Raw genomic sequence first — 18,399 nt, forward strand, 5'->3', positions numbered from 1 at the left:
GTGACGTACCCGCACCAGGAGCACACCGCGGGCGACCAGGTGACCGCCGCGTTCGGCGCGCTGGGCGTGCCGGTCGACTGCACCGGCCTGCGCAGCCTGCCGCTGGAGGGGCCGCAGGTCCTGTGGCTCGTCGTCGGGGGCGCGCTCGACCTGTTCGCGGTGGACGCCGCGGCGCAGGGGCACTGGCACTTCCTGGGCCGGCTGGAGGCGGGGACCCTGCTCCTCGGTCCGGTCGAGGGGCCGCAACACACGCTGGTGGGGCGGCCGTTGCAGGGCTGCGCGCTGCGCCGGATCGCGCTGCGGGAACTGCAGGGCCCCGACCACGGCGACGGCTCGTGGGCGTACGACCAGCAGTACCTCAGCCAGTACGACACCCAGGACGCGGCGCTGAGCCTCCTGGAGCACGCGTTCGCGCTGGGCGTGGGCCGCAGTCAGCGGGTGCTGTTCGAGGCCCCGCTCGACGGCAGGACCGCCGGCGACGACTCCGTGGGCGACGACGACATCCTGTGGCTGCCGGTCATGCCGGGCAGCGTGCAGTACGGGGCGTCGTACAGCGCGGACGCGGCCGGCGACCTGCTGGTCGACGGGTCGATGTGGCAGCGCATGGTCAACCAGCAGTTCCGGCTGCTTTCGGCCCTCGACCGGTGGATCGAGCGCCTGGAGAGCGCGCACGAGACCCGTACGGCGGCCGGTATCAAGGCGGGCGAGACCGTCCGCGAGAACGCCGACCGGACACTGCTCGCGTCCATCGGCAGCCAGAGCAGGGGAAGTTCACGGCGTACGTCCTCCGGATACGGTGACGACGCGACGTACGCCGCGTGCAAGCTGGTCGCCGACGCGGCCGGGATCACGCTCACCGAGCCCGCGCGCAGCGGCGCGGTCAGCGACCGGATCGACCCGGTCGAGCAGGTCGCGGTCGCCTCGCGGATCCGCAGCCGCGCGGTCCGGCTCGACGGCCGCTGGTGGCGCGAGAACACCGGCCCCCTGGTGGGACACCGGGCCGCGTCCGGCGCCCCGGTCGCGCTCCTGTGGCGGCGCGGCGGGTACGAGGCGGTGCACCCCTCCAGCGGACGGCCCACCCGGATCGACGAGGACAACGCGGACGAGTTCGAACCGCGGGCCGTGATGCTGTACCGGCCGCTACCCGACCGGCCGCTGAGCCCGCTGCGGCTGCTGCGGTTCAGTGCGCGCGGCACCAGGGGCGATCTGCGGAACCTGCTCGGCGCGGGCCTGGTGACGGTCGCGATCGGCGCCCTGGTGCCGGTGGCGACCGGGCGGGTCCTGGGCGAGTACGTGCCGAACGCCGAGTCGGACCTCATCGTCCAGGTGTCCGTCGCGGTGATGGTGACGAGCATCGTGTCGGCGGCGTTCATGCTGCTCCAGAACCTGACGATCCTGCGGATGGAGGGCCGGATCGAGAGCGCGCTCCAACCGGCCGTGTGGGACCGGCTGCTGCGGCTGCCGACGCGCTTCTTCGCCTCGCGCTCCACCGGCGAACTGGCCAGTGCGGCGATGGGCATCAGCTCGATCCGCCGGCTCCTGTCGGGGGTGGGCCCCGTGGTGGTGCAGGCGGGCACGGTCGGCACGCTCAACCTCGTCCTGCTGCTCTGCTACAGCGTGCCCCTCGCCCTGGCCGCTCTCGGGATGCTGGCGGTGATCGCGGCCGTGTTCCTCGCCCTCGGGCTGTGGGAGCTGCGCTGGCAGCGGCGCCTCGTGGTGCTCGGCAACAAGCTCAACAACCAGGCGTTCCAGACCCTGCGCGGACTGCCGAAGCTGCGTGTCGCGGGCGCGGAGAGCTTCGCGTACGCCGCGTGGGCCGGGGAGTTCGCGCGCAGCCGGGAACTCCAGCGGCGCGCGGGACGCGTCAAGAACCTCACCACGGTCCTCAACTCCGTCTATCTGCCGCTGTGCTCACTGGTGATGTTCATGCTGCTCGCGGGCCCGGCGCGGGGCAGCATGTCGGCGGGCGACTTCCTGACGTTCAGCACCGCGGTGACGATGCTGCTCACCGCGGTCACGCAGCTCACCGGCGCGGCGCTCTCGGCGGCGGCGGTCCTTCCGATGTTCGAGCAGATCAAGCCGGTGCTCGACGAGGCGCCCGAGGTACGCGCCGCCAGCACCCAGCCGGGCGCCCTGACGGGGGAGATCGAGGCGCGCGGGGTGTCCTTCCGGTACACGGACGACGGCCCGCTCGTCCTGGACGACGTGTCGCTGTCCGTCCGTCCTGGCGAGTTCGTGGCGGTCGTCGGCCCGAGCGGCTGCGGCAAGTCGACGCTGCTGCGGCTGCTCATCGGCTTCGACCGGCCGGTCTCGGGGGGCGTCCTGTACGACGGCCAGGACCTCACGGCACTCGACCAGGCGGCGGTGCGCAGGCAGTGCGGGGTGGTGCTGCAGAACGCCCAGCCGCTGACCGGTTCGATCCTGGACTGCATCTGCGGTGCTGAGGTGTTCACGCAGGAGGAGGCGTGGGAGGCGGCGGCGATGGCGGGTCTGGCCGAGGACATCAAACAGATGCCGATGGGCCTGCACACGATGATCGCCGGCGGCGGCGCGATCTCGGGCGGCCAGCGCCAGCGCCTGATGATCGCGCAGGCGCTGATCCGTCGCCCCCGCATCCTGTTCTTCGACGAGGCCACGAGCGCACTCGACAACGAGACCCAGCGCACGGTCATCGACAGCACGCGCGCACTGAACGCGACCCGGATCGTCATCGCACACCGCCTGTCGACGGTCATGGACGCGGACCGGGTGGTGGTCATGGCGGACGGCCACATCGTCCAGCAGGGCCCCCCGGCCCAGCTCCTCGCGGACACGGACGGCCGCCTGCACGAGCTGGTACGGCGGCAGATGGCATAGGGGCGGCCGGCCGGAGCAGGGCCGGCCTGGACTGCTTCCCCGGCACCTGAGGTCACGCGGTCGCACCCCATGGCCGTAACACGCAGTGCTACGCTTCTGTCATGGCGCCCAAGGAACGCTTCAGCATCAGCATGGACCCTGACCTCAAAGCCTCGCTCAAGGAGCACGCACGGGCGGCGGAGCTCGATGTGACGCGCTATGTGACCCTCGCCGTTCAGAAGCAGATGCAGGAGGACGCCGTCATCGCCCGTCGCTTCGCGACGATCGATGCGGACATCGCCGCGACCGAGGCCCTGCCCGCTCCGGAGGGCGCGGAGCTCGGGATCGACGACGCCGAGATCGCGGCAGCGCTCGCGGGTATCGCCCACGCTCTCGCACCTTCGTCGGAAGAAGCGGCGTGAGCCACCCGGCCTTCGTCTACGACGCAGGCATGCTCATCGCGCTCGACCACCAGGACCGCACAGCACACACCTTCCACCAGGCACTGATCCGGCTGGACCATCCGCCCGTGGTACCCCTCCCGGTGCTGGCCCAGGTCTGGCGCCCGGGACGCTGGACACCGCTGAGCCGGTGTGTGCCCCAGTGCACGGTCTTCGGCACCCGGGAGGCCCGGGTCGCAGGGTGCGGCCCCTGCGACGTGGGGCATCTCGAAAGCGACGCGAAGCGCGCCGGGCAGCTGCTCGCGCTCGCCGCCATCCCCGCCGAGAAACGCCCCGACGCGGTGGATGCCCTCGCCATGGTCATCGCCGCCCGCCATGTCAGCAGCGTGGTCGTGACCTCGGACGTACGCGACCTCGTGGCCTACCGGGATGCCCTGCCCCAGGCGGAACAGAGCGTCCGCGTCCTCCCCGTCTCGGGCCTCGCGGAATTCATGTCCGGCAAGCGCGTCACCGTGTGATCCGCCTGACGGTCGACCGCGGTCGCCCACCGCTCCGTTCCCCGCCCCGGATGCATTGCCGTATCCGGGGCGCCGCGGTGTCACCCGGTGTGCACCTCGGCCGACGGCCAGCCGTCGTCTGCGAACTCGCGGCCCCAGTAGTACGGGTTGACCTCGGCGAGGGTGCGCGCCTGCCAGCCGCCCTGATCGTCCGGGTCGGCGACCGCCACCTCGACGCCGGGCCCCCACAGGGCGAGCCGCTCCTGGCAGATCCCGCACGGCGCGAGGATGACGAGCCGGCCGGCGATCCGGTTGACGCACACCGACGCCGTGACCTTCCGGTCCAGGGTGTACGCCTGGCAGTACGCCCCGACCTCGTGGCAGAGCGTCACACCCGCGTTGAGGTTGTCGAAGCAGACGCTGGTGAGGATCCGGCCGTCGTCGAGGTAGACGGCGGCCGCCCCGGCGTCCTCGCGTCCCGGCCAGCGGCGGTCCATCTGCGCGATCGCGGCGTCCACCAGGGCCTGGTCGAGTTTCATCGTGGCATCCTGCCAGGCCGGCGCGGCGCGCCGGAACCGGTTTTCCGGGGCGCCGGTCCTGACGGTCTCAGATCACCAGGCTGAGCAGCGCGGCGACCACGAAGCCCGCCACCGACAGGACCGATTCCAGCACCGTCCAGGACTTCAGCGTGTCGCGTTCCGATATGCCGAAGTACTTGGCGACCATCCAGAACCCGCCGTCGTTGACGTGCGAGGCGAAGATCGAGCCGGCCGAGATGGCCATGATGATCAGGGCGAGGTGGGGCTGCGAGAGGTGCTGGCCGTCGACCAGGGGCAGGACGATGCCCGCCGTGGTCACGATCGCCACCGTCGCGCTGCCCTGGGCCACCCGCAGCACCAGCGAGATCAGGTAGGCCAGCACGATGACCGGCAGACCCACGTCGTTGAAGGTCTTGGACAGGGCGCCCGCGATGCCGCTGCCGCTGAGGACCGCGCCGAAGATGCCGCCGGCGCCGACCACCAGCAGGATGTTGCCGACCGGCTTGAGCGAGGCGGTCGAGACCGCCTCCAGGGACTTGCGCGACCAGCCGCGGCGGATGCCCAGCAGGTAGTACGAGAGGAGGAGCGCGATCGTCAGGGCGACGAAGGGGTGGCCGAAGAACTCCAGGACCGAGCGGAGCGTCGAGGGGTCCAGCGCGATCGAGGAGAACGTCGCCAGCAGGATCAGGATCAGCGGGGTACCGATGATCGCGAGGACCGTGCCCAGCGGGACCGGCTTCTCCTGCGGCTCGACCCCCAGGGCCTGCTGCTCGGCGACGACCGCGGCCTTGGCCTCCTCGGCGGCCTCGACCATGTCCTGCGGCACCGGGACGAAGAGGCGCTTGCCGATCCACGCCGCGTACACCCAGGCGGCCAGCACGGCGGGGATACCGCAGGCGGCGCCGATCAGGATGACCCAGCCGAGCGAGACGTGGAAGAGCGCGGCGGCCGCGACCGGGCCGGGGTGCGGCGGCAGGAACGCGTGGGTCATCGACAGGCCCGCGAGCAGCGGCATCGCGTACAGGACGATGGACTTGCCGGACCGCTTGGCGGCCGCGTAGACGATCGGCGCGAGGACGAAGATGCCGACGTCGAAGAAGATCGGGATACCGAAGATGAGGCCGGTGAGACCCATCGCGAGCGGGGCGCGCTTCTCACCGAAGAGGTTCAGCAGCCGGGAGCTCAGCACCTCGGCGCCGCCCGAGACCTCAAGGATCGAGCCGAGCATCGTACCGAGGCCGATGATGATCGCGATGTGCCCGAGGATGCCGCCCATGCCCGACTCGATCATCGAGACCGACGACGACTTCTGGACCGTGCCGAAGAGTTCGGTGACGGAGAGTCCGGCACCGAGGCCGACGGCTATGGAGACGCCGAGCAGCGCGACGAACGGCTGCAGCCTGACCTTGATGATCAGGAAGAGGAGCAGTGCTATGCCCAGGACGGCGACGGTCAGCAGACCGGTGGTGCCGCCGACGACGGCGAGCAGTCCGCCGGTGTGGGGTGGCGCTGCGGGGGTGTCAGCGGCGAAGTACATGGGGGAACTCCGTTGTTTCCTCGGGGACTTCAGGGGCGGGGGGCTGCCGGTGCACAAGGGGAGACTTCAGTGCACGGGAGATGCAGGGGTGCGGCGGAGCAGGGTGGTGCGCGGCACGGCGCCCCGGAAGGGGGAAGGGGCGCCGTGCCGGGTCGGGGTGAGGCGGTGTCAGCCGAGTACGGCGAGCGCGTCGATCTCGATGAGCAGGCCGGGCGGCAGGCCGACGTAGACGGTCGTACGGGCCGAGGCGGGCTGGGTGAGTCCCTGCTCCTCGAAGTACGCGTTGTAGATCTCGTTCAGCTCGGCGAAGTGCGCGACGTCCGTGAGGTAGACGCGCATCATCATCACGTCGTCCCAGGTAGCGCCACCCTCCTCCAGGATCGCCTTGACGTTGGCGAAGGTCTGGAGGGTCTGCTCGCGCAGGGTCGGGCCCGCCGGGGTGGGCGCCTGGCCCTCGACGGCCGGCAGGAAGCCGACCTGGCCGGCGACCTGGAGGATGTTGCCCTTGCGGACGCCGTGCGAGAACTTCGCGGGCGGCGTGGTGTGGGTGGCGGGGGTGAGAGCGGTCTTCTCGGTCATGCCCTTGCTTCCTTCGGGGGGTGGTGCGGGGAAACGGTCTTCGGCTGCGGTGCGGTGCCCGCGTACTCGCCGCTGATGGCGTCGGCCGTGCGGCGCACCAGCGGGAGCAGGGTGAGGAGTTCCTCTGCGGTCACGACCACATTGGGCGCCGACATCGACATGGCGGCGACAACCCGGCCGTCCACGCCCCGGATGGGGGCTCCGACGCAGTTGATGGACTCCTCGTGGCCACCGAGGTCGGTGGCCCAGCCCTGTTCGCGCACCGTGGCCAGCTCCTTGAGGAAGGCGCCGGCGTTCGGAGTCGAACGGGCCGTGTATGTGGGGTAGTCGAGCCGTTCGGCGACGCTGCGCCGCTCCGGCTCGGGGAGGTCGGCGAGCAGCAGTTTGGCGACGGCCGCCACGGTGATCGCGACGGGCCTGCCGATCCGCGAGTACATCCGGACCGGGTAGCGGCTCTCGACCTTGTCGATGTAGAGGACCTCGTTCTCCTCGTACACCGCGAGGTGCACGGTGTGCCCGCACTCCTCGTTGAGCCTGGCCAGATGGGGGTGCGCGATCTCCCGTACGTCGAGGTTCTCGACGGCCTCCTGGGCGAGCGCGAAGAGGCGGGTGCCCAGCCGGTAGCGCTGGTCCTGCTGGCGGTAGACGAGCCCGTGCTCGTGGAGGGTGCGCAGCAGCCGCAGCGCGGTCGACTTGTGGACGCCGAGGCTCTCCGAGACCTGGCCGAGGTCGGCCGGCCCCCGGGCGAGCAGCGGCAGGATGGACAGCGCGCGGTCCACGGTCTGGCTCATGGCGTACATGCCTCCTCTTCGGCGCCGGTCACGTCGGACACGGTCTCGGTCCAGCCGGGGCCGATGCGAAGTGTGCCCCAGGCGGTGTCGTCGAGAGCCGCGAGGCGGTCGGCCACACAACGGGACGGCGGGTCGGCCAGGTCGCCGTGGACGGTGAGGGCGGCGGCGGCCATCAGATGGCCGTGCCGGACGCGGTCGCGGACCGGGAGGCCGCGCAGCGTGCCGGAGAGGAAACCGGCGGCGAAGGCATCGCCCGCGCCCACGGGGGCCACGACGTCGACGCGCAGCGCGGGGACGGTGGTGACGGTGTCGCCCTGCGGACCGCCGGCGAAGACCGTCGCCCCCGCCGCCCCCCGCTTCACGACCAGCACGGCGGGCTCCGGCAGCGCCGCCCGGATCGCGGCAGCGCCCCGTACGTCCCAGGCCGCCGCCGCCTCGTCCTCGCCGACGAACACCACGTCCGCCCCGCGCGCCAGCTCCAGCAGCACCCGGGGGCCGGTCTCGTCTGCGTCGTCGTGCCACAGCCCCGGCCGGAAGTTCACGTCGAAGGAGACCAGCGGGCGGCCGGGCGCCGGCGCGGTCAGTTCGCGCATCAGGGCCAGGCAGCCGGGCGAGAGCGCGGCCGTGATCCCGGAGAGGTGGAGCACCTGCCCCGACCACAGCGCGGCGCGGTCCATCACGCCGGGCGCCATCGCGCTCGCGGCGGACCCGGCCCGGTAGTAGATGACCTCGTGGTGGTCGGCGTCACGGTCGTCGGCGGTACGGAAGTAGACACCGGTGGGCCGGTTCGGGTCGCGCTGGACGGCCGAGGTGTCGACCCCGTACGCCCCGATGGCCTCGGTCAGGTGGTCGCCGAAGCCGTCGGCGCCGACCCGGCTGATCCACCGCGCGGAGTGCCCGGCGGCGGCCAGCGCGCAGGCCACATTGGACTCGGCGCCGCCGATGCCCCGGTCGAAGGAGGGCACGTCGGCCAGTCGGCCGGGGCGGGAAGGCAGGAAGGTGACCATGGACTCGCCGAGACAGACGACGTCCACTGGGGGCCCTGGGGTGTACTGGGCGGTCACGATCGCTCTCGCTCCTCGGTGGTGGGTGGCCGGGGACTCCGTTGACCCGGCGATGGCTCGGATGTTAGACAGCGGTGAGCGATATACGCAATGAGCGTTGCGCATGTTGCAACGCACACTCTCTGGGAGGTTCCATGGCGGGCGCGGCAGGTACGGCGGGCGCGGCGAGTGCGGCGGACGCACGCGAGACCATCGGCGCGGAGGTGGCCGACCACCGCTTCAAGGGGCTGCCGCCCGGCGCCGACGGGCTGACCCTGGCCGCCCTCGCGGCGGAACGCCGCAACCTCTTCACCGGCGGGTTCACCACCCCCGTACTCGCGCTCTCGGCCGAGTCGGTCGAGCACAACCTCGCCCTCATGGAGACGTACTCCACACAGCACGGCCTCGCCTTCGCCCCGCACGGCAAGACGTCGATGGCCCCGCAGCTCTTCGACCGGCAGACCGAGCACGGCGCCTGGGGCATCACCCTCGCCGTCCCGCACCAGGTCCGCGTCGCCCGCGCCTTCGGCGTGCAGCGGATCTTCGTCGCCAACGAGATCGTGGACGCCCCCGCCCTCCAGTGGATCGCCGCCGAACTGGCCGCCAACCCGGACTTCCGCTTCATCTGCTACGTCGACTCCGTACGCGGGGTCGAGCTGATGGACGAGGCGCTGCGCGGCTCCGCCCGCCCGCTCGACGTGGTCGTGGAGCTGGGCGCGGGCGACGGCGCCCGGACCGGCGTACGGACCCCGGCCGATGGCGCTGCCGTCGCCGGAGCGGTGGCCGCGACGGACACGCTGCGCCTGGTCGGCGTCGCCGGTTACGAGGGCGAGGTGCCCGAAGCCGACAGCGAGCGGGTGCACGCCTGGCTGCGCCAACTGGTCGCGCTGGCCGCCGGACTCGACCGCGACGGCCACTTCGCGGGTCTGGACGAGATCGTGCTGAGCGCGGGCGGCAGCGCCTGGTTCGACGCGGTGGCCGACGTCTTCGCCGAGATCCCCGCGCTCTCGGCCCCCGTGCTGAAGCTGCTGCGCTCCGGCGCCTATGTCTCGCACGACGACGGCCACTACAAGCATCTGACGCCGTTCAACCGGGTGCCGTCCGAGGGCGCGCTCCAGCCGGCCTTCCGGCTCTGGGCGCAGGTCGTCTCGCAGCCCACCGGGGAGCAGGCGTTCGTCAACGCGGGCAAGCGGGACGCGGCGTACGACCTCGACCTGCCGCAGGCGCAGGTCGTCCGCGACGCGCGCACCGGCGAGGTACGCCCCGCCACCGGCATCACGCTCACCGGCCTCTCCGACCAGCACGGCTGGCTGCGTACCACGGCCGACGCGCGCCTCGAAGTCGGTGACTGGGTGGGGCTCGGGCTCTCGCACCCCTGCACCTCCTTCGACAAGTGGCAGCTGATCCCGCTCGTCGAGGCGGACGGCACGGTCACGGACTACATCCGTACGTATTTCTGACACAGCTTTCCGACACAGCGCCGGGCAGCGCCGGGAACAGGGCCAGAGGGAACAGGGCAAGGGAGCAAAGAGTCATGGATCTCGTCATCCGCGACGTCCGCGTCGTGGACGGGACCGGCGGGGCCTCGTACCGCGCCGACGTCGCCGTCGACGGCGGCCGCATCACATCCATCGTCCGCGAGGGTTCCGGCCAACGGCCGAGCGCTCCACGGGTGGTGGAGGCACACGGGCTCGCCCTGTCGCCCGGCTTCATCGACATGCACGCCCACTCCGACCTGGCGCTGCTGCGCGACCCCGGCCACGAGGCGAAGGCCGCGCAGGGCGTGACGCTGGAAGTGCTCGGCCAGGACGGCCTGTCGTACGCGCCGGTCGACGACCGCACCCGTACCGAGGTCCGCCGGGCCATCACCGGATGGAACGGCGACGGTTCGGACATCGACTTCGACTGGCACACCGTCGGCGGCTATCTGGACCGGCTCGACCGGGGCATCGCGGTGAACGCGGCGTATCTGATCCCGCAGGGCACCCTGCGGATGTACGCGATGGGCTGGGACGACCGGCCCGCCACCCCGGCCGAGACCGAGCGGATGAAGCAGCTGGTGGCCGAGGGCATGGAGCAGGGCGCCGTCGGCATGTCGTCGGGGCTCACCTACACGCCGGGCATGTACGCGGACGACGCCGAACTCACCGAGCTGTGCCGGGTGGTGGCGTCCTACGGCGGCTACTACTGCCCGCACCACCGCAGTTACGGCGCGGGTGCGCTCCAGGCGTACCAGGAGATGGTCGGCCTCACCCGGGCCGCGGGCTGCGCGCTCCACCTCGCCCACGCCACCATGAACTTCGGCGTGAACAAGGGGAAGGCACCCGAGCTGCTCGCCCTCCTCGACGAGGCGCTGGACGGCGGTGCGGACATCTCCCTCGACACCTACCCGTACACCCCGGGCTGTACGACGCTCGTCGCCATGCTGCCCAGCTGGGCGAGCGAGGGCGGGCCCGACGCGATCATGGGGCGGCTCAGGGACGAGGAGACGGTCCGGAAGATCCGCCAGGTCATGGAGGTCGAGGGCGCCGACGGCTGTCACGGGGTGCCCATCGAGTGGGACGCCATCGAGATCTCCGGGGTGTCCGATCCCGCGCTGAGCGGCTATGTCGGCCGGACCGTCGCGGCCAGTGCGCGCGAGCGCGGCGAGGAGCCGTGGGCGACCGCGCTGCGGCTGCTGATCGAGGACCGGCTCGGTTCGACGATCCTCCAGCACGTCGGCCACGAGGAGAACGTCCAGCAGATCATGCGCCACCGGGTGCACACCGGCGGCAGCGACGGGATCCTCCAGGGCGACAAGCCGCACCCGCGCGCGTACGGCACCTTCCCGCAGTACCTCGGCCGGTACGTACGGGAGCTGGGTGTGCTGTCCCTGGAGGAGTGCGTGGCGCATCTCACCTCGCGCCCGGCGGCCCGGCTGCGGCTGCCGGACCGCGGTCTGGTCCGCGAGGGCTACCGCGCCGACCTGGTGCTCTTCGACCCGGAGACGGTGGCGGCGGGCTCCACGTTCGAGGTCCCGCGCACCCTGCCGACCGGTATCCCGCATGTCCTGATCGACGGCCGCTTCGTGATCGAGGACGGCCGGCGCACGGATGTGCTCGCGGGGCGCTCGGTCCGCCGTACACCCGGCCGGCCCTGAGAGGCTCACCGCTCTCCGAGCCCGGGAGTCCCACCGGAACCGCGGCCCGTCCTGCTTCCCCCGGCAGGGCGGGCCGCTTCCGTGCCGCTCCCCCTGTGGGGGAAAACACCAGGCCGTCCCCGTTATGTGACCGTAAGGTTGCGGACATGCAGGTGATCCAGTCAACGAAGCTCGCCAACGTCTGTTACGAGATCCGGGGCCCGGTTCTCGATGAGGCAATGCGGCTGGAGGCAGCAGGTCACCGCATCCTCAAGCTCAACACCGGCAATCCGGCCGCCTTCGGTTTCGAGTGCCCGCCGGAAATCCTGGAGGACATGCTCCGCAACCTCGGCGACGCGCACGGCTACGGCGACGCCAAGGGGCTGCTGTCCGCGCGCCGCGCGGTGATGCAGCACTACCAGACCAAGGGCATCGAGCTGGGCGTCGAGGACATCTACCTCGGCAACGGCGTCTCCGAGCTGATCCAGATGTCGATGCAGGCGCTGCTCGACGACGGCGACGAGGTGCTCGTACCCGCCCCGGACTATCCGCTGTGGACCGCGTCGGTCTCGCTGGCGGGCGGCACGGCCGTGCACTACCGCTGCGACGAGCAGGCGGACTGGATGCCGGACCTCGCCGACATCGAGCGGAAGGTCACCGACCGCACCAAGGCGATCGTGATCATCAACCCGAACAACCCGACGGGCGCGGTGTACGACGACGAGCTGCTGCGCGGCATCGCGGACATCGCCCGCCGCCACTCCCTGACCATCTGCTCGGACGAGATCTACGACCGGATCCTCTACGACGGCGCCACGCACACGCCGACGGCGGCCATCGCCCCCGATCTGATGGTCCTGACCTTCAACGGCCTCTCCAAGAACTACCGGGTGGCCGGGTTCCGCTCCGGCTGGATGGCGGTGTGCGGGCCGAAGGCGCACGCCTCCTCGTACATCGAGGGCCTGACGATCCTGGCGAACATGCGGCTCTGCGCCAACATGCCCTCGCAGCACGCGGTGGCCACGGCGCTCGGCGGGCGGCAGTCGATCGAGGACCTGGTGCTGCCGGGCGGGCGCATCCTGGAGCAGCGCGACACGGCGTACGAGCTGCTGACGCAGATCCCGGGGGTGACCTGCGTCAAGCCGAAGGGGGCGCTGTATCTCTTCCCGCGGCTGGACCCGAAGGTCTACAAGGTGAAGGACGACCGTCAGATGGTCCTCGACCTGCTGCGCGCCGAGAAGATCATGGTGGTGCACGGCACGGGGTTCAACTGGCCGGAGCCGGACCACTTCCGCATTGTGACGCTGCCCACGGCGAAGGAGCTGGAGGACGCGGTGACGCGGATCGGGACCTTCCTGGACGGCTACTCCCAGCGGTAGCCGGCGCCGCCGGGAGGCCGGACCGGCGGGGTCACGCCGTCGGCACATCGCGACCCGGCTCAACTTTAGACAGAATCTAATATAGGACGCTAGGATGGAGTCCTGCCCGCGAGGAGGAGGCCATCCCATGTACGAACCGATCCGCACCAAGTCGGTCCACACGGTGGCCGAGGAGTCCGCAGCCGCCGGCTACCCCCGCCGCAGCCGCGACGAGGAGCTGGACATCCAGCTCGCGGGCCATCTGGCCGCACTCCTCGCGGTGACGGACGAGCTGGGCCTGGCGGCCGAGGGCGACCGCATCGCGGAGCAGGTGGCCAGGTTGCGCGGCACCCCGCCGACCCGGCACGCGGGCCTCAGCAACGCCTCCCCCGCCGACCTGCACGCACGGGCCCACCACCTCGCCGGCCGCGCCCTTCTGGTGGCGGCCTCCCGCGCGGACACCGCGGTGGCGATCCTCGCGGCGGAGCGGATGGACGCCCACCAGGCAGCCCGGCACCTCGCCGGCGCCCACTGACAGGCCCCGGTTCGCGGGCCGCGGAGGCGCGCGGACCGGGTGCCATCAACCCACGCCGCTCCTCACGCGGACGAAGGGCTCCTCACGCAGACAGATGGCCCGGCCCCCGAAGCCGGATCTGGCTTCGGGGGCCGGGCCGTTACGCGGCGGGCCTGGGATGACCCCACAGGTCAGGGCGGATGTCGGGTGGACCCGCCGCGTGGCTTCAGCTCGGCTCCGGACGGAGCCGCCGGGATCAGCCCAGCCGCTTCACCAGCGACCGGTACTCGTCCCACAGCTCCTTCGGCGCGTGGTCGCCGAACGTGTTGAGGTGCTCGGGGATCAGCGCCGCCTCCTCGCGCCAGACCTCCTTGTCCACCGTGAGCAGGAAGTCCATGTCGGCCTCCGAGACGTCCAGGCCGTTGGTGTCGAGCGCACCCTTGGCCGGCAGGACACCGATGGGGGTCTCGACGCCCTCGCCCTTGCCCTCCAGGCGCTCGACGATCCACTTCAGGACGCGGCTGTTCTCGCCGAATCCGGGCCAGACGAACTTGCCCGCGTCGTTCTTGCGGAACCAGTTGACGTAGTAGATCTTCGGCAGCTTCGCCGGGTCCTTGTCAGCACCGACCTTGACCCAGTGGCCCATGTAGTCGCCCATGTTGTAGCCGCAGAACGGCAGCATGGCGAACGGGTCGCGGCGCAGCTCGCCGACCTTGCCCTCGGCGGCGGCCGTCTTCTCGGACGCGACGTTCGCACCGAGGAAGACGCCGTGGTTCCAGTCGAAGGACTCGGTGACCAGCGGCACGGCCGAGGCGCGGCGGCCACCGAAGAGGATCGCCGAGATCGGCACGCCCTTCGGGTCCTCCCACTCGGGCGCGATGATCGGGCACTGCCCGGCCGGGGTGGTGAAGCGGGCGTTGGGGTGGGCGGCGGGGGTGCCGGACTCGGGCGTCCAGTCGTTGCCCTTCCAGTCCGTGAGGTGCGCGGGCGTCTCCTCGGTCATGCCCTCCCACCAGACGTCGCCGTCGTCGGTCAGCGCGACGTTGGTGAAGACGGAGTTGCCCCACAGCGTCTTCATGGCGTTGGCGTTGGTCCGCTCGCCCGTGCCGGGCGCGACTCCGAAGAAACCGGCCTCCGGGTTGATCGCGTACAGCTGGCCGTCCTCGCCGAAGCGCATCCAGGCGATGTCGTCGCCGATGGTCTCCACGGTCCAGCCGGAGATCGTCGGCTCCAGCATGGCCAGGTTCGTCTTGCCGCAGGCCGAAGGGAAGGCGGCGGCAACGTACTTGGACTCACCGCGCGGCGGCGTCAGCTTCAGTACGAGCATGTGCTCGGCCAGCCAGCCCTCGTCCCGCGCCATCACGGACGCGATGCGCAGCGCGTAGCACTTCTTGCCGAGCAGGGCGTTGCCGCCGTATCCGGAGCCGTAGGACCAGATCTCCCGGTCCTCGGGGAAGTGCGAGATGTACTTGGTGGAGTTGCACGGCCACGGGACGTCGGCCTCGCCCTCGGCGAGCGGGGCGCCCAGGGTGTGGACGGCCTTCACGAAGAAGCCGTCGGAGCCGAGCTCGTCCAGGACGTCCTGGCCCATGCGCGTCATCGTGCGCATCGAGACGGCGACGTAGGCGGAGTCGGTGATCTCCACGCCGATCGCGGAGAGCGGCGAGCCGACCGGGCCCATGCAGAACGGCACGACGTACATCGTGCGGCCGCGCATCGAGCCGCGGAAGACACCGCCCTGGCCGCCGGAGCCGGAGAAGATCTCGCGCATCTCCGCCGGGGCCTTCCAGCGGTTCGTCGGGCCGGCGTCCTCCTCCTTGGCGGAGCAGATGAACGTACGGTCCTCGACGCGCGCGACGTCCGACGGGTCGGATGCGGCGTAGTAGGAGTTCGGGCGCTTGATCGGGTCGAGTTTCTTGAACGTCCCCTTGGCCACGAGCTCGCCGCACAGGCGCTCGTACTCGGCTTCGGATCCGTCACACCAGACCACACTGTCCGGTTGCGTCAGCTCGGCGATCTCGTTGACCCACGAGATCAGTTCCTGGTGCTGGGTCGGGAGGACAGGGGGAGCCGCGATGTCGCGCGCCACGATTGCTCCAATGCACGTATGTGAAGGACTGAGGGTTGGTTTGCCCCTTGGGGGCTACGGCCCGGATGCTTCGTAGCCGCTCATCCGGTGCCGCTCGCACTCATCTGATGATCCGCGCAATCCGCCCATCTGTCCAGGGGGTCTCTCACGTGAGCGTCGCCACTCTCACCGCCGGCCTCGGCATCACTGCCGTCACTGCCGTCACTGCCGTCACCGGCCCGGCCTACCGCGCGGCCGGGAACCTACGGGTACGTAGGTAGCATCGCCATATGACTCCCGCCGCCCCGGAAGCGACCGCGCTCACCCCGGAGAACATCCAGCCGGTGAAACCGCTGCTGCGCGGCTGGCTGCACGCCGGAATGTTCCCGGCCGTGATCGTCGCGGGGCTCGCGCTCGTGGCCCTCGCCGACTCCACCCGCGCCCGTATCGCCTGCGCGATCTACATCCTCACCGCCTGCATGCTCTTCGGGGTGAGCGCGGTGTACCACCGCGGCACCTGGGGCCGCACCGGCGAGGCCATCCTGCGCAGGCTCGACCACGCGAACATCTTCCTGATCATCGCGGGCACCTACACACCGCTGACGCTGCTCCTGCTCCCCGGGTCGACGGCGGCGCCGCTGCTCTGGGCGGTCTGGGGGGCGGCGTTCGCCGGAATAGCGTTCCGGGTCTTCTGGGTCGGCGCGCCGCGCTGGCTGTACACGCCCTGCTACATCGCGATGGGTTGGGCCGCGGTCTTCTTCCTGCCCGACTTCATGCGGGTGGGCGGGGTGGCCGTCCTCGTCTGCGTCGTCGTCGGCGGGCTGCTCTACAGCGCGGGCGGCGTGATCTACGCGCTCAAGCGCCCGGACCCGTCACCGCGCTGGTTCGGTTTCCACGAGGTGTTCCACTCACTGACGCTGGCCGCTTTCATCACGCAGTACGTGGCGATCTCGCTGGTCGCCTACTGACGGCCCGCACCGCACACGGCAGTGGCCGGGACCCGCCTCCTTCGCTCCGAAGGGGACGGGTCCCGGCCACAGTTGTCGCTACGTGTCTGCCGCTACACGTCTGTTGCTACACGTCCTGCTGCGCACCGCCCAACTGCTCGGCCAGCACGGCCGGATCGGGAGTCGGCGCGCTACAGGTGAAGTTCCGGCAGACATACGCGGCGGCGCGCCCGTCGATCAGCGGCCGGTCCACAAGCAGCGGGAACTCGTCACTGCCGCTCTCCCCCGCGGCGACCACCGCGCCCGGGGCGGTGGCCAAGAGCGCGGTGCGGTGCAGGGCCGACGTACCGGCGTCACCCGCGGGTCCCACGACCGCCACCTCGCGCGGCCCGTCGAGGGCGGCTTCCGCCACCGCCAGCCCCCAGCCGATGAAGCGCGGCGCACGCGGGCCGAGCGCCTTCACCACACCGAGCGCCCGTTCGGCGGCGCTGCGATGGGCCTCGGAGCCGGTGTGCGCGGCGTACGAGAGCAGCGCTCCGGCGGCGGCGGTCCAGCCCGAAGGGGTCGCGGTGTCCGTCGGGTCCTGGGGACGGCGGATCAGCGGCTCGGCGTCGTGCGCGGTGTCGTAGAGCGTGCCGTCCGCACCGGTGAACTGGTCGAGTACGAGATCGAGCAGGAACCCGGCGAACTCCAGCCAGACCCCTTCCCCGGTGACCCCGGCCAGCGCGAGGAACCCCTCGGCGACATCGGCGTAGTCCTCAAGGACACCGGAGTTGGCGCCGGCCCGGCCGTCCCTGGACGTACGGGAGAGCCGGGCGCCCTCGTCCATGTGCAGCCGCACCAGCAGGTCGGCGGCCTCGGTGGCGCGCTCGACCAGGTCGGGGCGGTCGAAGTAGGCACCGGCCTCCGCGAGGGCCGCGACGGCCAGGCCGTTCCACGCCGCGACGACCTTGTCGTCCCTGCCCGGCCGGGCCCGCAGGCTCCGGGCGGCGAGCAGCCGTTCGCGCAGTTCAGCGGGTACGTCGTCGCCGGGCAGCTGGAGGACGGATGCGCCCTCCTCGAAGGTCCCCTCCTCGGTGACCCCGTACAGCTGCGCGGCCCGCTCGCCGTCCTGCTCGCCCAGCACCTCGCGCAGCTGGGCCGGGGTCCAGACGTAGTAGGCGCCCTCGACGTGCCGGCCGTCCGCGTCCTCGCTGTCGGCGTCCAGCGCGGAGGCGAACCCGCCCTCGGGGGTGCGCAGTTCGGTGGCGATGAAGTCGGCGGTCTCAAGCGCCACCCGGCGCGCCAGATCCGATCCGGTGGCCCGCCAGAGGTGCGCGTACACCCGGCAGAGCAGGGCGTTGTCGTAGAGCATCTTCTCGAAGTGGGGCACTCGCCACTCCCGGTCCACGGAGTACCGGGCGAACCCGCCACCGAGCTGGTCGTACATCCCGCCGCGTGCCATCGCCCCGCAGGTGTCGGCGGCCATCTGGAGGGCGCCGTCGGAGCCGGTACGTGCGTGGTGGCGCAGCAGGAACTCGACGGCCATGGACGGCGGGAACTTGGGCGCACCGCCGAACCCGGCGTTCTTGGCGTCGTATTCGCGGGTCAGCGCGAGCAGCGCCCGCGCGAGGTCGTCCGCGGCGGGAGGACCGGCCGCTTCGTGGGTGAGGGAGCGGCCGGCCAGATCCTCCACCACCTTGGCGGCGACCTCGTCCACCTCGCCGCGCCGGTCGGTCCAGGCACCGGTGACGCCTTCGAGCACCTGCCGGAAGGAGGGGCTGCCGTGCCGGGGCGCGGGCGGGAAATACGTACCGAAGTAGAAGGGCTGGGCCTCGGCGTTGAGGAACACGGTCATGGGCCAGCCGCCCTGTCCGGTGGCGGCCTGGACGGCCTCCATATAGACGGCGTCGATGTCCGGGCGCTCCTCCCGGTCGACCTTGACCGGGACGAAGTGCTCGTTGAGGTAAGCGGCGGTCGGCCCGTCCTCGAAGGACTCGTGCGCCATGACGTGGCACCAGTGGCAGGACGAGTACCCGACGCTGAGCAGCACCGGCACCCCGCGCCTGCGCGCCTCCTCGAAGGCCTCGGCCGACCAGGGCCACCAGTCGACCGGATTGTCGGCGTGCTGGAGAAGGTAGGGGGACGTCTCGTGGGCCAGGCGATTCGGCATGGGGCCAACCCTCCCACGTC

General features: G+C 71.4%; 15 protein-coding genes. 8 read left to right on the top strand and 7 right to left on the bottom strand.

Going from position 1 to position 18,399, the window contains the following annotated elements; all coding sequences use genetic code 11:
- From OG385_RS09795 to OG385_RS09805, 3 genes are all read left to right on the top strand, one after another.
- Nucleotides 1–2,856, top strand: coding sequence for an NHLP bacteriocin export ABC transporter permease/ATPase subunit (locus OG385_RS09795; protein ID WP_266853718.1), 2,856 nt, complete (start codon nucleotides 1–3; stop codon nucleotides 2,854–2,856).
- A gap of 101 nt (nucleotides 2,857–2,957) precedes the next feature.
- Nucleotides 2,958–3,257 (top strand): hypothetical protein, encoded by a 300-nt coding sequence (locus OG385_RS09800; protein ID WP_266853719.1) that lies wholly within the window; start codon nucleotides 2,958–2,960, stop codon nucleotides 3,255–3,257.
- A complete protein-coding gene (locus OG385_RS09805) occupies nucleotides 3,254–3,754 on the top strand; it encodes a hypothetical protein (RefSeq protein ID WP_266853720.1) in 501 nt (166 codons plus the stop codon). Before OG385_RS09800 ends, OG385_RS09805 begins: the two co-directional genes overlap by 4 nt.
- A gap of 80 nt (nucleotides 3,755–3,834) precedes the next feature.
- On the opposite strand, the gene OG385_RS09810 is transcribed toward OG385_RS09805, so the two are convergent.
- The 5 genes from OG385_RS09810 to OG385_RS09830 all read right to left on the bottom strand — a co-directional run bounded on the left by OG385_RS09810 (nucleotide 3,835) and on the right by OG385_RS09830 (nucleotide 8,243).
- The gene (locus OG385_RS09810) at nucleotides 3,835–4,272 is read right to left on the bottom strand and encodes a cytidine deaminase (RefSeq protein ID WP_266853721.1); all 438 of its coding nucleotides are present in this window, start codon (nucleotides 4,270–4,272) and stop codon (nucleotides 3,835–3,837) included.
- A gap of 67 nt (nucleotides 4,273–4,339) precedes the next feature.
- On the bottom strand, nucleotides 4,340–5,809 hold the full coding sequence (locus tag OG385_RS09815) for a GntP family permease (protein ID WP_266853722.1): 1,470 nt from the start codon (nucleotides 5,807–5,809) through the stop codon (nucleotides 4,340–4,342).
- A 168-nt stretch (nucleotides 5,810–5,977) separates the two neighbouring features.
- Nucleotides 5,978–6,388, bottom strand: a complete 411-nt coding sequence (locus OG385_RS09820; RefSeq protein WP_266853723.1) for a RidA family protein — start codon at nucleotides 6,386–6,388, stop codon at nucleotides 5,978–5,980.
- Nucleotides 6,385–7,179, bottom strand: a complete 795-nt coding sequence (locus tag OG385_RS09825; protein ID WP_266853724.1) for an IclR family transcriptional regulator — start codon at nucleotides 7,177–7,179, stop codon at nucleotides 6,385–6,387. Before OG385_RS09825 ends, OG385_RS09820 begins: the two co-directional genes overlap by 4 nt.
- Entirely contained in the window at nucleotides 7,176–8,243 is a 1,068-nt protein-coding gene (locus tag OG385_RS09830) for a sugar kinase (RefSeq protein WP_266853725.1), read from the bottom strand. Before OG385_RS09830 ends, OG385_RS09825 begins: the two co-directional genes overlap by 4 nt.
- Before the next feature lie 134 nt (nucleotides 8,244–8,377).
- Here OG385_RS09830 and OG385_RS09835 point away from each other — a divergent pair, with 134 nt between their 5' ends.
- The 4 genes from OG385_RS09835 to OG385_RS09850 all read left to right on the top strand — a co-directional run bounded on the left by OG385_RS09835 (nucleotide 8,378) and on the right by OG385_RS09850 (nucleotide 13,233).
- On the top strand, nucleotides 8,378–9,682 hold the full coding sequence (locus OG385_RS09835) for an amino acid deaminase (RefSeq protein ID WP_266853726.1): 1,305 nt from the start codon (nucleotides 8,378–8,380) through the stop codon (nucleotides 9,680–9,682).
- A 74-nt stretch (nucleotides 9,683–9,756) separates the two neighbouring features.
- Entirely contained in the window at nucleotides 9,757–11,361 is a 1,605-nt protein-coding gene (locus tag OG385_RS09840) for an amidohydrolase family protein (RefSeq protein ID WP_266853727.1), read from the top strand.
- Between the two features lie 146 nt (nucleotides 11,362–11,507).
- Nucleotides 11,508–12,719 (top strand): pyridoxal phosphate-dependent aminotransferase, encoded by a 1,212-nt coding sequence (locus OG385_RS09845; RefSeq protein WP_164262923.1) that lies wholly within the window; start codon nucleotides 11,508–11,510, stop codon nucleotides 12,717–12,719.
- Between the two features lie 127 nt (nucleotides 12,720–12,846).
- Complete coding sequence (locus OG385_RS09850; protein ID WP_266853729.1) at nucleotides 12,847–13,233, top strand: hypothetical protein; 387 nt, start codon at nucleotides 12,847–12,849, stop codon at nucleotides 13,231–13,233.
- Nucleotides 13,234–13,468: 235 nt separating this feature from the next.
- Here OG385_RS09850 and OG385_RS09855 read toward each other — a convergent pair whose 3' ends face one another.
- The gene (locus tag OG385_RS09855; protein WP_266853731.1) at nucleotides 13,469–15,301 is read right to left on the bottom strand and encodes a phosphoenolpyruvate carboxykinase (GTP); all 1,833 of its coding nucleotides are present in this window, start codon (nucleotides 15,299–15,301) and stop codon (nucleotides 13,469–13,471) included.
- Between the two features lie 269 nt (nucleotides 15,302–15,570).
- Between OG385_RS09855 and OG385_RS09860 the strand changes: the two genes are divergently transcribed.
- A complete protein-coding gene (locus OG385_RS09860; protein WP_266853732.1) occupies nucleotides 15,571–16,248 on the top strand; it encodes a hemolysin III family protein in 678 nt (225 codons plus the stop codon).
- Between the two features lie 106 nt (nucleotides 16,249–16,354).
- Here OG385_RS09860 and OG385_RS09865 read toward each other — a convergent pair whose 3' ends face one another.
- On the bottom strand, nucleotides 16,355–18,379 hold the full coding sequence (locus OG385_RS09865) for a thioredoxin domain-containing protein (protein ID WP_266853735.1): 2,025 nt from the start codon (nucleotides 18,377–18,379) through the stop codon (nucleotides 16,355–16,357).
- Nucleotides 18,380–18,399: the final 20 nt, after the last annotated feature.

This window comes from Streptomyces sp. NBC_01306, from assembly GCF_026340465.1.
Lineage (GTDB): Bacteria > Actinomycetota > Actinomycetes > Streptomycetales > Streptomycetaceae > Streptomyces.

Excerpts from the sequence above, each read along its gene's own strand:
- OG385_RS09820 (WP_266853723.1), bottom strand. The coding sequence starts at position 6,388 with ATGACCGAGAAGACCGCTCTCACCCCCGCCACCCACACCACGCCGCCC.
- OG385_RS09840 (WP_266853727.1), top strand. The coding sequence starts at position 9,757 with ATGGATCTCGTCATCCGCGACGTCCGCGTCGTGGACGGGACCGGCGGG.
- OG385_RS09850 (WP_266853729.1), top strand. The coding sequence starts at position 12,847 with ATGTACGAACCGATCCGCACCAAGTCGGTCCACACGGTGGCCGAGGAG.
- OG385_RS09800 (WP_266853719.1), top strand. The coding sequence starts at position 2,958 with ATGGCGCCCAAGGAACGCTTCAGCATCAGCATGGACCCTGACCTCAAA.
- OG385_RS09825 (WP_266853724.1), bottom strand. The coding sequence starts at position 7,179 with ATGAGCCAGACCGTGGACCGCGCGCTGTCCATCCTGCCGCTGCTCGCC.
- OG385_RS09815 (WP_266853722.1), bottom strand. The coding sequence starts at position 5,809 with ATGTACTTCGCCGCTGACACCCCCGCAGCGCCACCCCACACCGGCGGA.
- OG385_RS09810 (WP_266853721.1), bottom strand. The coding sequence starts at position 4,272 with ATGAAACTCGACCAGGCCCTGGTGGACGCCGCGATCGCGCAGATGGAC.
- OG385_RS09835 (WP_266853726.1), top strand. The coding sequence starts at position 8,378 with ATGGCGGGCGCGGCAGGTACGGCGGGCGCGGCGAGTGCGGCGGACGCA.
- OG385_RS09860 (WP_266853732.1), top strand. The coding sequence starts at position 15,571 with ATGACTCCCGCCGCCCCGGAAGCGACCGCGCTCACCCCGGAGAACATC.
- OG385_RS09865 (WP_266853735.1), bottom strand. The coding sequence starts at position 18,379 with ATGCCGAATCGCCTGGCCCACGAGACGTCCCCCTACCTTCTCCAGCAC.
- OG385_RS09845 (WP_164262923.1), top strand. The coding sequence starts at position 11,508 with ATGCAGGTGATCCAGTCAACGAAGCTCGCCAACGTCTGTTACGAGATC.